This window comes from Deltaproteobacteria bacterium, assembly GCA_026712905.1.
Taxonomy (GTDB): Bacteria; Desulfobacterota; Binatia; order UBA9968; family JAJDTQ01; genus JAJDTQ01.
In genome coordinates, this window is sequence record JAPOPM010000175.1 from 1 (window position 1) to 13,714 (window position 13,714).

The following is a 13,714-nucleotide window of genomic DNA, read 5'->3' on the forward strand; positions in this document are numbered from 1 at the left end:
CCGTAAATTTGCTAAAGCTACGGACACAGCGTCAACAGACATTTGCCGAGGAAGTCCAGGATCTGATTCGGGACGAGTGCGGGTTGGCTCGCGGCGGTGGCTTCCGAGGCACCAGTCTCGTATTGACGGCTTTGGGCCGATCTTTGCTCCTGTTCGGCTAGTTTCTTGGCAACTTCAGCACACGCCTCGACACATGTCGTCGCAGGTGGCTTGACCTCCGCCGCAGGTGGGTTGACCTCCGCCGCAGGTGGGTTGACCTCCGCCGCAGAAACCGAAGTGCCTAGAACAACAAGACAAAACAGCACGGTTGAATAGACTCGGAACATTGTGGTCCTCCTTTCTGGATGCTTCTCCCTACTCAGGGGAACAAGATTGACATGCACCCCTGAACCACAGCTGAAGACTCGTACTCTAGTTTTCGTTGCAGAAAGTGTCACGGATGCGGCAACTGTTCAGCTCGCGCGTTTCGCACAGGGCCAGCGCGGATTGAGGTGGTCCCAGAAAAACGGACAGGTTGCAACGGTGTATTCCACCGACTTAGGGGGGGATACGCAAAGAACACACGACGAAGGTGCAGCGGGGAGTTCAAGGCGAAAGTGGCGCTGGAGGCGCTGCGCGGGGACAAGACGATCCAGGAGATCGCTGTGCGGCACAAGGTTCATCCGAACCAGGTGACCATGTGGAAGCAGCGGGCGGTGGAGGGGATGAAGGAGGTCTTCACGAAGGGGGCCGAGCGGGCAACTGGGGACCACGTGGGGGAGATTCGGGACCTGCACGCGAAGATCGGGGAGCTGACGGTGAAGCGGGATTTCTTGGCCAAAGGGCTCAAGTGGTGAGCCGGGAGAAGCGCCGGGCGATGATCGAGCCATCCCAAGCTCAGCTTGAGCCGTCAATGCCATCTGCTTCGAGTGAGTCGATCCTCCGTGTACCACGGCCCAAGGGCGAGAGCGCGGAGAATCTGGCGCTGATGCGCCGGATCGATGAGCTGTTCCTGGAGTACCCCTTCTACGGCAGCCGCCAGATGGTCCGCCATCTGTGGCGGGAGCGAGTCCGAGTGGGTCGTCACCGGGTGCGGCGTCTGATGCCCTTTATGGGGCTCCAGGTCATCTACCAGGCGCCGCGGACCACCCGACCGCACCCCGAGCACCGGGGTCTATCCCTATCGGCTCAAGGGCGTCGCCATCGAACGGCCCAATCACGTGTGGACCGCAGATATTACCTACATCCCCGTCCAGAAGGGCTTCCTGTACCTGGTGGCGGTCATGGACTGGGCCACCCGCCGGGTGCTCTCCTGGCGGCTGTCGAACACCCTCGATGCCCGCTTCTGTGTCGAGGCCCTCTCAGAGGCTCTGGAACGCTACGGTCCTCCCGAGATCTTCAACACCGACCAGGGCAGCCAGTTCACCAGCCTGGAGTTCACCTCCGTGCTCAAGGACGCCGGCATTGCCATCTCCATGGACGGCAGGGGCCGGTGCATGGACAACATCTTCATCGAGCGCCTGTGGCGCTCCCTCAAGTACGAGGCTGTCTACCTGCACGAGCTCTCGGACGGCTTGGCGGCCCTGCGGGTCATCGCCCGGTGGGTGGCCTTCTACAACAACCAAAGGCCTCATTCCCCCCTCGCCGGCTCCACCCCGGCGGAGGCCTACGAACGAGGACTCCAGCGGCAGGCCGGACCTCACAACCCGCCCGCCCCTCTGCCAGTTCCATCGGAACACGAAGACGTGTTAAACGGGACCCTGGCGGCATGATCGAACGTCGGGAATACACCTTATCTCGGCCGCCTTCCTGTCCAACGAACCAGGACCACCTCACAACCCGCGCTCCCGTTTCGACGGGTTCGCAACGATACCCATTTGCAAGACGCTCCGAGGTGGTTCATAACGAAACACGGCATCCTGTAGGAGGTTAAACCATGCGTGATCGTGCCACATGGAAACCCCTCGCGGGCGGGATGACCATGGTCGCGCAACCGCACCGAGAGCATCGTTAGGATCGTAGAGGCGCTGATGGAGACGGGATCGTTGCAAGGGGCCGGCACGCGAAGCGTTTGCCCATGCCGTGATGGCCGCGGAAACCGTCGATAATATCCATTGGCACGCCCGTGTGCCCGCCGACATCGTCTTCGCCATGGCGTCCGGGAGGTGCTCGCCCGCGGATGACCTGGATCTTGAGCGGAGAAATGAAGAGGACCGGCCGGGACCTTGCACGCCGCCGTTATTCCTCCCGGCACCTGCAGCCGTCATTGACTCATCCCAAGGAAATTCGTGCGTGCCGAATTCGTAGCCCTTGCCGCCGCCATCCTCTACTCCGGGGGCTCCATCACCGCGCGCATGGGGATGCACCACTCCTCCCCGCTCACCGCGGCGTGCGTGCTGCTCTTCCTGCGCACCGTCGTGTTCTGGATCGGTGTCTCCCTTATGGGCGGGATTCCCCACGTCGAGTGGCTGCCGCTGCTGCTGTTCGTCGGGCTGGGAGTGCTGCAGACCGCTACGAGCCTGCTCCAGTTGACCGGCATTCACCGCCTGGGCGTATCCCGGGCCGAGCCCCTGCGCAACACCTACCCGCTGTGGAGTGCCGTCATCGCCATCGTGTTCCTGGGGGAACACGCGAGCCTGGGGATCATCGCCGGGACCTTGCTGGTGGTGGGCGGCATCGCCCTTATCTCGTGGCAACCGGAAGAATCGGGGCTGCGCTACCGCTGGTGGGAAGGGATCTTCTCGCTCCTGGCGGCGCTGTTCGCCGGCATTGCCTTCCCCATCAGGCGCATCGCCTTCGACATCTCCAACGAGCCCCTCTACTTCGCCGCCATCCTGGCCGTCGTGTCCTTCGTCTCGCTGGGTCCGTACGTGTCCGTCCGCCTCCGCAGCGAGTCGTTCGTGCTCAACCGCCGGGCCGTGGCTCCGTTCATCCTGTCGGGCTTGTTCGAGTCCGCCGCCTCGCTGCTGTCCCTTGTCGCCGTGAGCCTCGGCCGGGTCGTGGCGGTGGCCCCCATCGTCGCCTCCACTCCGTTGTGGACCCTGATGCTCACCGTGGTCTTCCTGCGCGGCCTCGAGCGCATCAACGCCCGCACCGTGACCGGCACCTTCGCGGTGATGACGGGGACGATCTCCATTATCCTGAGCCGGTGACACGCTCCCGCGGGGCGGACCGCGATTTACCGCCAGGACTGAGGCATTCGTCCCGAAACCCTGGACTCGAACCCTTTTCTTCCCTATCCTTGGTGACGGGGCGCTTCTCATCTTCCCGTGAAACCGGGCCTCTACAAGCCCCTTTTTCGGGAATGCCGCGCCGCCTCCTTCGACTCGGCCGTACACCAGTTTCAGGCGCAGCTCACGGATCTACCTTTGGACACCAAGGAGAAACCGGTCAACATGAACCTTCTCACCATGAAGCGGGAGGCGGTGCCGCTGCACGCCGAGGTCGCGGCGGTGCTGCGACACCAGATCCTCGCTGGCACCCTTGTCCCGGGAGCGCAATTGCCGCCGCTGAGCGAGTTGACCGAAAAGTTAGGCGTGGCGCGCATGACCATCCGGCAGGCGATGGACGCGCTGGAAGCCGAGGGATTGATCGAACGCCATTCGGGCCGCGGCACGTTCGTCAAGCGGGTGGAGCTTCCCAAGCGCCAGACCCTGAACATGCGCGCGGATCTGTCCCAGCTTCAATCGATGGTCGCCCAGTTGGAGGTCTCGGTATTGGTGGAGGATATCCAGGCCGAGAAAACGGACGAGAACGGCGTTGCCTATCGAACCATGAAGCGGATCCACTCGCTCGACGGCAAACCCTTCTGCCATGTCGACCTGCGCGTGGACAACGCCCTTTATGAACAGGCGCCGGAGCGGTACTCTTCCGAGATCGTGGTCCGTGTTCTCAAGGATATGGGAATCCCCATCGGTTCCGCGCGCCAGCGGGTGACCATATCGTACGCCGACTTCGAAATCGCGCAGGCCCTGCAAATCAAGGTCAATTCGCCGGTATTCCGCGTATTTCGGGAGTTCTTCGATCGTCGCGGGCGGTTGATCTACTCGGCGAATCTCGTCTATCCGGGCGACGTGCTGGAGTTCGAGATGGAGTTCACGGCCGACACGTCCGGCTAATCCGCCTGTGCTTCCCGAAACTCCTCGAGGCGCGCGCGGACGGGCGGAACGACGAGACCGGGTGCGTCCGGCAGCGCGACGCGACCGTCGCGAATACCCAGGATGTCACCGCATAGATCGGTTCGCAGGGGGTTGGCGTTGACGTCCATTTCGCAGGTTGCGGTGGCACCGACCGCGGCGGCCACCGACAGAGCCGCCACCTGGCCGACGGAAGTCCCCATGAAGTGCGGCCAGAGCGCCACGCCCGGCGGCAGCGCGCGCGCCAGCGCGAGGGCTCCGCTCACGCCCCCCCATTTGGCAACATCCGGCTGGACGAAGCGCAGTCCGGCATCCGCCATGCGCAGAAACTCGTCGACTCCATAGAGGTTCTCGCCCCCTGCCAGCGGGATCGAGGTGGATTGCGCCAGACGCTCCCAGTCGGCGCAGCCGGCATCCGCCGGAATCGGTTCTTCGGCGAAGAGTGGCTCAAATTCCTCCAGAGACCCGAGCATGGCCTCCGCCCGCGACACATCCCATGTCTGGTTGCTGTCGATCATGATGTGTGTGCCGGGCGGGCGGATGGCGGCGGCCTTCCGCACGAAGGCGCGGTCGGCGGTGTCATCGAACCCCAGCTTCAGCTTGAACTGCGACTGGCCCCGTTCCGCGTGGTGTTGCATCAACCGTTCAAGGTCGGGCGGATTGATCGAGCTGGCGTAGGTAGGGGCGCTGGCCTCGGCAAGGCCGCTGTGCGCGGCGAACGTCCGCCCCGCGCTTCGGAGCACAAGATCCCAGAGCGCGACGTCCATTCCGGCGAGGATGTGCTCGAAGACGCGCTTCTGTCCGACGTGCAGGAAGTAGGTCGACAATGCCCTTCGCAGGAACGCGTCGATTTCCACCGGCTCGGAGAACGCAACCCCCCTCAGACGAGGGGCGATCACATCCTCGATGACCTGCGCCTTGTGGATATTCGCGCGTGGCGGAAAGTTCGCCCACACCTCGCCCCAGCCGACGCAGCCGTGGTCATCCCGGACGCGCACGAGCAGCGCGGGACGGGTGGACATGACTCCGAGGGCCATGTTCGGGCTCACGCCGCCGGCGGCCCGGATCGGGTACGCATCGACGGATTCAACCGTCACCGAATGCTTGAAATTCATCGGTCGCAACGAGCCGCTCCGCCCGGTGAACGTCAGGGGACGACGATGGCGCGCGGCAGAAGCTCATCGAGATAGCGTCTGCCCTCTTCCTGAGTGAGGTAGTTCTCGGGCGGGAAATCCAGCGCAAGGTCCCAATCGTCTCCGGTCTGCTCCATGTGGGCCCGGATGCGCGCGTCGAAGTCATCCATGAGCGCGCCGAACTGCCCGTCCTCGGCCAGGTTGTTCAGTTCGTCGGGGTCGTTGCGCAGGTCGAACAGCAGCTTGCGCCGTGTCGGTTGGCGCACGTACAGCCAATCGCCGGTGCGGATGCCGCGCTCCGGGACCGGCGTAAACTCCGACACGTCGCCGTCGTGCATCTTCATGGACTGGTACATCACCGCGTCACGCGTTTCCGCGGCCGTGCCGTCGAGCAGGGGCAGGTAGCTGACACCGCTGACCGGGTCCGGCACCGGAACGCCGCACAGCTCCAGCAGGCTCGGCATGGTGTCCACGGCGACGTCGATCATCGAGTCCGCGGTGCCGCCCGCGGGGAACCGGGCGGGGTAACGGACGATGAACGGCACCTGCATGGCGGCCCGGTAGGCGGTCTTCTTGATGCCGCAGTAGTAGCCGTGCTGGCCCAGCATGTCGCCGTGGTCGCTCAGGAAGATCACCAGCGTGTCGCCGGCGATGTCCAGGGCATCAAGCCGGTTCAGCACCCGCCCCACGTTGTGGTCGATGTTGGCGATCATGCCGTAGTACTCGGCGATGAACCGCCGCACCTCCGCCTCCGTCTCCGCCTCCCCCGGCGTCTTGTGTCCATGGCCGGCATGGCTGCTCAATTCGGCCTTCACGTTGCCGGCGCAGTCGAATTGCAGGCGATCCCTGCGCGCCTTCTCACGCTCCTCGGGACCGAGAATGCCGGGAGGCAACGGGACCTCCTCGGGCTTGTAGAGATTCCGCAGGTACCCGGGCATGTTCATGGGGAAGTGCGGCGGCCCGTAGCACACGAAACCGAAGAAGGGTTTGCCGGAGCCCTCGGTGACCGACGCGTCGATGAACTCGATCAGGTGGTCGGTCTGATAGTCCGGCTCGAAGCGGGGACAGTGATACGGCTGGCCGTCGTCCTTGTAGTAGATCGACCGCAGGTAGTGATGGCCGCGGTTGAAGCCGACGAAGTGGTCGAACCCGAAGCGGCGTTCCCCGGGCGGCACGAACCCCGGCCTCGGCCCTCCTTCGAGATGCCACTTGCCGATGTAGCCGGTCTGGTAACCCGCGTCCTTCAAGAGCTGCGCCAGAAAGATCTGCCGGGCGTTCAGTGGAAAGTGGTTCTGGTACATGCCGTGCCCCTGGGCGTACTTTCCGGTGAACAGCGACGCACGGAAGGGGCAGCACACGGGATACGACACGTAGGCGTTCCGGAAGTGGACACCCTCGCCGGCCAGCCGGTCGATATTCGGCGTCTTGATCACCGGGTTTCCGGCGCACCCCATGGCATCGTGCCGCATCTGGTCCGGGTAGAATATCAGTATATTGGGTCGTGTACGGGTATCCGGCATCACGCATCCTCCTGCCCGCTTGTCTCAGCCTTTCCTCCGCACGACCTCACGTGCGGCGTCGACGATAGCGGCGCTGTCCAGTCCGAATTTCTTGAAAAGATACTGCGTGGATCCCCCTTCGGCGAAGCGATCGGCGACCCCGACCCGCCGGAACGGCACTCCGATTCCCGCGTCACACAGCACTTCGGCCACGGCGGAACCGAGACCGCCCAGGATCGTGTGATTCTCGGCGGTGACGATGGCGCCGGTGGCCTTCGCGCGATCGAGCACCAGCGCGGCGTCCAAGGGCTTGAGCGAGGCCATGTCGACGACCGAGGCGGCGATCCCCTCAGCGGCAAGCCGGTCCGCGGCGGCCACGGCCTCCGCCACCGCCAGGCCGGCGGCCATGATCGTGAGGTCGGCGCCGTCCCGGCGCAGGATGCCGCGGCCCGACACCAGCGGTTGCGCCGCAACCGGACCATCGGGCGGTGTCTCCGGCCGCTTCATCCTCAGGTAGACCGGACCCTCATGCTCGAGCGCCAGTCGCACGGCCGCGGCGAAATATTCGGGAGCCGATGGCTCGAGGACCATCATGTTCGGCACCGCCCGCATCGCGGCCACGTCCTCGGTCGCCTGGTGCGACACGCCCAACAGCGTCGCGAGGCCGGGAAGGAAGCCCACGATCTTGATGGGTAGGTTGGGGTAGGCCGCCTGCAGGATGATCTGGTCGTAGCAACGCCTGGTGGCGAACGCGCAGAAGGTGTGCACGAAGGGGATCTCGCCACAACGCGCCATGCCTCCCGCGAGACCGATCATGTTGGCCTCGGCGATGCCGACGTTGTGAAAGCGATCCGGGAAGGTATCGCGGAAGATATCGGTTTCGGTGGGCGCGGCCAGGTCGGCGGCCAGACACACGATTCGGGGATCGTCGTGGGCCGCGGCCAGGAGCGCGTCGCCGTAAAACCGGGGAATGGGACGCTGCGAGCGGTTGATGAAATCGGCCGCTTCCAACCGCGACAGGGGGTGGGATCCGGTCATGGCGCGAGTCTTCCTTTCAGTTCCTGAACGGCGCCGGCGGCGATGTCGGGCGGGAAGCGCAACTGGTGCGCGATCATCCCTTCCAGGAAGGACACGCCCTTCCCGACGAGGGTCTCCGCGATCAGGAAGCTCGGTATGCCCTTGGTTCCCCGCGCCGCGGCGAGGGCATCCAACAGGGCCGCCAGGTCGTTGCCGTCCACCCTGCTCACCGAAAACCCGAAACTCTCCATCTTGCCGGCAATCGGCTCCAGCGTGAGGATGTTGTCCACATTTCCTTCGGACTGCATTCGATTGGAGTCGAGAATAAGGCACAGGTTGTCGAGTTTCCACGAGCCCGCGGTCATCGCCGCCTCCCAGACCTGACCTTCCTGCATCTCGCCATCGCCCAGGACCGCGTAGACGCGCGCGGACCTGCCCTGCCGCTTGAGCGCCATGGCCGTGCCGACGGCAACGGACAGTCCCTGGCCGAGGGAACCGCAGGTCGCCTCGACGAACGGCCCCACCCGCTCCGAGGCGTTCGTCTCCAGCTCCGCGCCGTCCTGGCAGTAGGTCGCGAGACGGTCCGTCTCGAAGAATCCGCGTTCGGCCAGCGCGGCGTAGAAAATCGCGGTGTTGTGCGCCGTCGTCAGGAAGACCCGGTCGCGGTCCGGCCACGTGGGATCGGACGGGTCCAGCCGCGCTTCGGCGAAATAGAGCGCCGTGAAGATATCCGCCGCGCCCAAGCCCTGCTGAACATAGCCTTGCCCCAGAGGGGCGACCATCTCGACCACGTGCAGGCGAAGTGTCGCGGCAATCCGTTCCAGCACGGCGATGTCTGTAGTGCGGATGTCTGTCATCTGCTCCTCCCTGAACGAGCCGTATACCAGTCTAGCTCTTCAGCCCTATATACTTCAAGCGAATGCAATCGACGTCCCCGAAAGAGGACATGGCGCGGTCACTCCATGGGGTGCGTCAGCGTCTCCAGGTAGGCCTGGATGACCGTGTTGTACCAGGGCGTGGCGCCGTGGCGCGCGTGAAAACCCACGTGGCCGCCGTCGCCGGTGAGCACCAGGGTCACGTTGGGTGGGGTGTCGCGGCCGATGTCCACGTAGGGATCGGCCGGTATCCAGGGATCGTTCCTGGCGTGAAGCAGCAGCAATGGGATGTCGATGCGGTCGAGCAATCCGGTCGCGGAGCAACGAGCGTAATAGTCGTCGGCGTCCGCAAAACCGTGGTGTGGCGCGGTGAAGGCGTCGTCGAACTCGCGGATGCTGCGCGCGTCCAGGACCGCCGCCTTTTGCCCCGGAGTTATCTCGGAGGCGCCGGCGATGACCGCATCCTTCATGCGCCCCAGCAGCCACCGGTGATAAAGAACATTGCGCGGCCGCATCAACCTGTGAATCACCGCCGCCAGGTCGAGGGGAGTCGACACCGTTACCGCGCAGATGGGCTGGACCGCGCACGCGTGCCGCGCCAGACAGTGAAGGGTCACGGTGCCGCCGAGGGAGAACCCGATCAGCACGACCCCGTGGCGCGCCTCCTCGATGTCCAGGGCCGACAGCACCGCGGCGACGTTGTCTCCCGAACCCCCGCAATAGCTTCCGCGGCAGGTCTCCCGCGACGGACCCGCACCCCGGAGGTTGAGGCGCATGACGGGATATCCGCGGGCGAGGAACGAGCGTGTGGTCTCGAACATGTACGAGCTGCCCTCGCATCCGGTGAGCCCGTGGACGAGGATGACCAGCGGCCGGTCCGTGGCGTGGTGCGGCCGATGCAGCCTGGCCACGAGCACATCACCACTCCCATCCGGCAGCGGGAAGCTCAGGCGCCTCGACGGCCACGCGGACAGATCCTCGCTGCAAGGAAAGAAATAGTAACGGAGCGTCTGGAGATCGCCGCCCAGCCACGGGAAGCGGGGGACGAAGCCGGGATAAACGGTGGACGGGCGGGTTTCGAAACCCGCCCGCGCCCGCATCGCGCCATCGGCCGGCACGCATTGCTCGGAGGTCCGCGCCACTAGTCCGCTCTCGTGACTCCCAGCCCCGGACCCTCCGGCACGCCGAGCTTTCCGTCCACCACCTTGATGCCCGTGAACGGGTCGCCGGTGAGGGCCTCGCACTCGCCGATCTCGCAGAACTCGGACACGCCCGGCGAGCTAAGGGCCACGTGCAGCAGTGCGGCGTCGCCCACCATGCAGGCGGCGATGTTGCTCAGGCCGCAATCGGTCCCGGTGAGCGCGCACATGTCGGCGATCTGCCGCGTCTGTTGCACGCCGCCGGCCTTGAGGATGCCGGTGTTGATGGAATCGCAGGCGTTGTCGCGGATGAGCCTGAAGGCATCGTGGACCGCGCTTGCCGACTGGTCGGCTTCGATCTTGATGCTCGACTGGGCCTTCACCTCGGCGAGCGCTACGTCATGATGCCGGGACAGCGGTTGCTCGAACACCGACACCCCCAACTCGGCCATGCCAGCGGCCATGCGAATGGCGGATTTGGCGTCGAAGGCTTCGTTGGCGTCCACCTTGATGTAGATGTCCGGCCCTACCGCGTCGCGCACCGCGGTCACCCGCGCGAGGTCTAGACCCACCTCGCCCTTCACCTTGAGCTTGATCGCGCGGTAGCCCTGGCTCACCAGCTCGCGGCACTCCCGGGCCATCTCCATCGGCGATCCGACGCTCACCATCTTGATGACGATGATCTCCTTGCGCACCAGTCCGCCCAAGAGCACGTAGAGGGGCGCGCCGTAGCACTTGCCCAACAGATCGTACAGGGCCATGTCCACGCCGCCCTTGGCGCGCCGGTTGTCCACCATACGGAAGTTGATGAGCTTGTTCAGCCGGTTGAGCTCTTCAATCGGCTGTCCCACCAGGAGCGGGCGCATGATCTCCTCGATGGCGCACCGGACCGAAGCGGGGGTCTCGCCGGTCCTGGGAAACACGTCGATATAGCCGTAGCCGGTGTGTCCCGAGTCCGCCTCCACGCTCACCAGGAAACCGTTGGACGAGTAGAACTGATTGGTGGCGGTGATGAGAGGCTTCGTGTACGGCAACTCCAGAGCCTCGAGCTGTACGTCCGTGATCTTCATGATGGCACTCCTTCAGAGAGAAGACGTGTAGTCCCCCGCGGCACACCGCACCAGCGTGTCCACCGCCAGCACGCCCTGTCCCTCGGGCAGGACCATGAGGGGGTTGAATTCGATCTCGTCCACTTCACCGCGATAGTCCAGCGCCAGCCGAGACAGCGCCACGATGGCCTCCGCCAGGGCGGCGACGTCGGCCTTGGACCGGCCGCGGGCTCCGGCGAGCAGCGGGTAGGTGCGGATCTCCCGGATCATGTCTTGAGCCTCCGGCAACCCCAGAGGCGGAAGCCGGAACGCCACGTCTTTCAGCACCTCGGTGTAGATGCCGCCCAGCCCGAACACGAGGCAGATTCCCAGATCCGGCGTGCGCGACGTGCCGATGATGACCTCGGCGACACCCTGCACCATCTTCTGCACCAGCACGCCGTCGATGCGAGCGCCGGGCGCGTTCCTTCCCACGTCCTCCAGCAGCCGGTCGTACGCCTGCGCCACCTCCGCGGCGCTCGCCAGGTTGAGCCGCACGCCTCCGGCCTCGGTCTTGTGGGGCAAGTCCGTGGACTCCACCTTCAGCACCACCGGAAACCCCATTTCGCCGGCGGCTTCCGCCGCCTCCTCACGCGAGCCGGCCAGGCGCTCGGGAACCATGGGGATGCCGTAGGCCCGAAGCAGCCGCCGTACGGTGGCGTGGGAGGCCTCGCCCCCGGCGAGGAGCGGACGCAGCGCCTCGGTCTCCGCCGGCTCCGCCACGGACGCCTCGGCCGCGGCGCCTGAGCGACCCCGCGACAGCGCGAGGACGTCGCGCACCGCGCGCAGCGATTTCTCGTACTCCAGCAGCAAGGGAACCTGCAGCTCGTCGAAGAACTCGAACCAGGAGCGGTCGAGTTGCTCGCTGGCCCGGGAAAGGAACAGGAACGGTTTGCCGCCGCGCCGGAGCGCGGCCGTCGACTCCCGGTACAACTGCGTGAGCCGGTCGCTGGGACTCTTGGGCAGGTTCAGGCGGCAACAGATCACCGCGAAGTTGTCGTCGCCCATGAACGTTTCCAGGCATTCGAGATAACCGGACCGGTTCGCCCAGTGCAGTTCCTCGATGTCCAGGGGGTTGCCGTTGAAGCCCTCCTTGTCGAAATAGTTGCGCAGCGCCTCGTAGGTGGCGCCGGAGGGTTCGGGCAGGTCCACGCCGTTGCGCTCGCAGATATCGGCGAGGAAGCTGCAATCGCCCCCCGAGATGGTGACGATGCCGACGCCGCCGGAGCCGGGCAGACGGTAGGGGTCCGGGGTCGCCACGGCCAGGGCGGTGACTTCCAGCATCTGGTCGAGGTTGTCCACCGGGATGACGCCCTTCTGCCGAAAGAGCCCGTCCCACACCGCGCCCGAGGTGGCCATGTTGCCCGAGTGCGACGCGACCGCGCGACCGCCCTTCTGCGAACGCCCGAGTCTCAGCGCGACCACCACTTTCTCCCGTTCCCGCGCAAGGTCCAGCAGGCCCGCCATCTCCTCGGGACGGCTCATGGACTCGATGACCACGACGATGACGCGGGTGCCGTCGTCATCCACCGCGGCCCGCAGGTAGTCGGTGAAGCCCGCGCCCACCTGGTTGCCCGGCGCGATGGCGTAGCGGAATCCCAAGCAACGGTCGGCGGCGGTGTTGAGGAAGAGGTTGAGCAGGCCGGCGCTGCTGAACACCGCGCTCACGGGCCCGGTGGTGAGGCGTTCGGGGAGCGGCGACGACCACAGCGCGGCGCCGCATTCGAGGGACAGATAGCCCAGGGTATTGGGGCCGGCCAGCGCGATGCCGCTCTCGCGCACGATGCGGGACAGCTCCGCCTGGTACTTCCGGCCCGTGTCATCGAACTCGCCGAAGCCCGTGGCCACGGTAAGCGCGGCGCGCACGCCCTTGGCGGCGCATTCCTCCATGACCTGCACGGTGCCGTCGCGCGGGATGGCGATGACCGCCAGGTCCACGTCGCCCGGGACCGCGCCCACGGAAGGGTGGCATGGCAGATCGAAAAGCCGCTCGTAACGCGGGTTGACCGGGTAGATGTTCTCTTTCGGGAAGCCGAACCGGAACAGGTTGCGCATGAGCGCGGCCGCGTGGGGAGCGCGCTCGGACGCTCCGATGAGCACGATGTTGCGGGGCCTGAGGAGGGCCGACATGCCGTCGGAGTTGGAAGCAGTAGCCATGATCGTCCTGGAGTTTGTGGCGTCCTTAGACTTCGCTACGCTACGCTCAGGACGAACGTCAACTCACGCCCAACCGTCCTGCCGCCGCGCGGACCGCGCGCATGATGTTGGGGTAGCCGCCGCAGCGGCACAGATTGCCCGAAAGGTACTCGCGGATCTGGTCGTCGGTGGGGTCCCGGTGTTCTTCGAGCAGTGCCTTGGCGGCCATGATGAATCCGGGGGTGCAGTAGCCGCACTGAGCGGCGTCGTTCTCGAGGAACGCCTGCTGGATCGGGTGCAGGGAGTCGCCGCCGTCCATCCCTTCCACGGTCTCCACGGCGCAGCCGTCCAGGCGCGACGCGAGCAGGAAGCACGCGCTCACCGGCCTCCCGTCCAGAAGGACCGTGCAGCTCCCGCAGGCACCCACGCCGCAGGATTCGCGGACGCTCCAGAGCTTGAGTCCGTCGCGCAGGACCTCCAGCAGGGTGTCGGCATCGTTGAGCTCCAACTCCCGCTGTTCCCCGTTCACCGTCAGGCTGATGGTACGTTCCATGACCTTCGCTCCGTCAACCTGTCCGCGGTGCTCTAGTGTTGCGTTTGGCCCGACACCGCTCCAGGTTCAAGCGAACCGTAGACGCTCCCAAGCCCGAAGGCAAGCTCCGTGAGCCGGACACGGCATAGCCGGGAAAAACGGCGCCGCCGCCATCACACG

Annotated in this window: 12 protein-coding genes and 2 pseudogenes; 5 read left to right on the forward strand and 9 right to left on the reverse strand. The window is 65.5% G+C overall.

Translation table 11 applies throughout. The features are described 5' to 3' along the window. Positions 1-17 precede the first annotated feature (17 nt). Positions 18-326, reverse strand: a complete 309-nt coding sequence (locus tag OXF11_14595) for a hypothetical protein (protein MCY4488325.1) — start codon at positions 324-326, stop codon at positions 18-20. Positions 327-491: 165 nt separating this feature from the next. Here OXF11_14595 and OXF11_14600 point away from each other — a divergent pair, with 165 nt between their 5' ends. The 5 genes and pseudogenes from OXF11_14600 to OXF11_14620 all read left to right on the forward strand — a co-directional run bounded on the left by OXF11_14600 (position 492) and on the right by OXF11_14620 (position 4,097). Next, the gene (locus OXF11_14600) at positions 492-836 is read left to right on the forward strand and encodes a transposase (protein MCY4488326.1); all 345 of its coding nucleotides are present in this window, start codon (positions 492-494) and stop codon (positions 834-836) included. Between the two features lie 131 nt (positions 837-967). Further along, positions 968-1,054 (forward strand): annotated as a pseudogene (locus OXF11_14605) (hypothetical protein). 70 nt (positions 1,055-1,124) lie between these two features. Then, a pseudogene (locus tag OXF11_14610) lies at positions 1,125-1,751 on the forward strand (IS3 family transposase). A gap of 516 nt (positions 1,752-2,267) precedes the next feature. Next, positions 2,268-3,131 carry an EamA family transporter gene (locus OXF11_14615; GenBank protein MCY4488327.1) on the forward strand — a complete coding sequence of 288 codons (864 nt, stop codon included), beginning with the start codon at positions 2,268-2,270 and terminating at the stop codon, positions 3,129-3,131. A 243-nt stretch (positions 3,132-3,374) separates the two neighbouring features. Beyond that, complete coding sequence (locus tag OXF11_14620; protein MCY4488328.1) at positions 3,375-4,097, forward strand: GntR family transcriptional regulator; 723 nt, start codon at positions 3,375-3,377, stop codon at positions 4,095-4,097. Here the strand turns inward: OXF11_14620 and OXF11_14625 are convergent. The 8 genes from OXF11_14625 to OXF11_14660 form a co-directional block, all read right to left on the reverse strand. After that, positions 4,094-5,230 carry a mandelate racemase/muconate lactonizing enzyme family protein gene (locus OXF11_14625; GenBank protein MCY4488329.1) on the reverse strand — a complete coding sequence of 379 codons (1,137 nt, stop codon included), beginning with the start codon at positions 5,228-5,230 and terminating at the stop codon, positions 4,094-4,096. The two genes, OXF11_14620 and OXF11_14625, sit on opposite strands and share 4 nt — an antisense overlap. Before the next feature lie 32 nt (positions 5,231-5,262). Further along, on the reverse strand, positions 5,263-6,768 hold the full coding sequence (locus OXF11_14630) for a sulfatase (GenBank protein MCY4488330.1): 1,506 nt from the start codon (positions 6,766-6,768) through the stop codon (positions 5,263-5,265). Between the two features lie 24 nt (positions 6,769-6,792). Then, a complete protein-coding gene (locus tag OXF11_14635) occupies positions 6,793-7,785 on the reverse strand; it encodes a hypothetical protein (protein ID MCY4488331.1) in 993 nt (330 codons plus the stop codon). Next, a complete protein-coding gene (locus tag OXF11_14640) occupies positions 7,782-8,621 on the reverse strand; it encodes a transketolase (protein MCY4488332.1) in 840 nt (279 codons plus the stop codon). Before OXF11_14640 ends, OXF11_14635 begins: the two co-directional genes overlap by 4 nt. A 98-nt stretch (positions 8,622-8,719) precedes the next feature. Then, positions 8,720-9,781, reverse strand: coding sequence for an alpha/beta fold hydrolase (locus OXF11_14645; GenBank protein MCY4488333.1), 1,062 nt, complete (start codon positions 9,779-9,781; stop codon positions 8,720-8,722). After that, positions 9,781-10,848, reverse strand: coding sequence for a mandelate racemase/muconate lactonizing enzyme family protein (locus OXF11_14650; GenBank protein ID MCY4488334.1), 1,068 nt, complete (start codon positions 10,846-10,848; stop codon positions 9,781-9,783). The genes OXF11_14645 and OXF11_14650 overlap by 1 nt, the downstream gene beginning before the upstream one ends. Before the next feature lie 12 nt (positions 10,849-10,860). Further along, positions 10,861-13,023 (reverse strand): acetate--CoA ligase family protein, encoded by a 2,163-nt coding sequence (locus OXF11_14655; protein ID MCY4488335.1) that lies wholly within the window; start codon positions 13,021-13,023, stop codon positions 10,861-10,863. Positions 13,024-13,081: 58 nt separating this feature from the next. Further along, positions 13,082-13,555, reverse strand: coding sequence for a (2Fe-2S)-binding protein (locus OXF11_14660; protein MCY4488336.1), 474 nt, complete (start codon positions 13,553-13,555; stop codon positions 13,082-13,084). Positions 13,556-13,714: the final 159 nt, after the last annotated feature.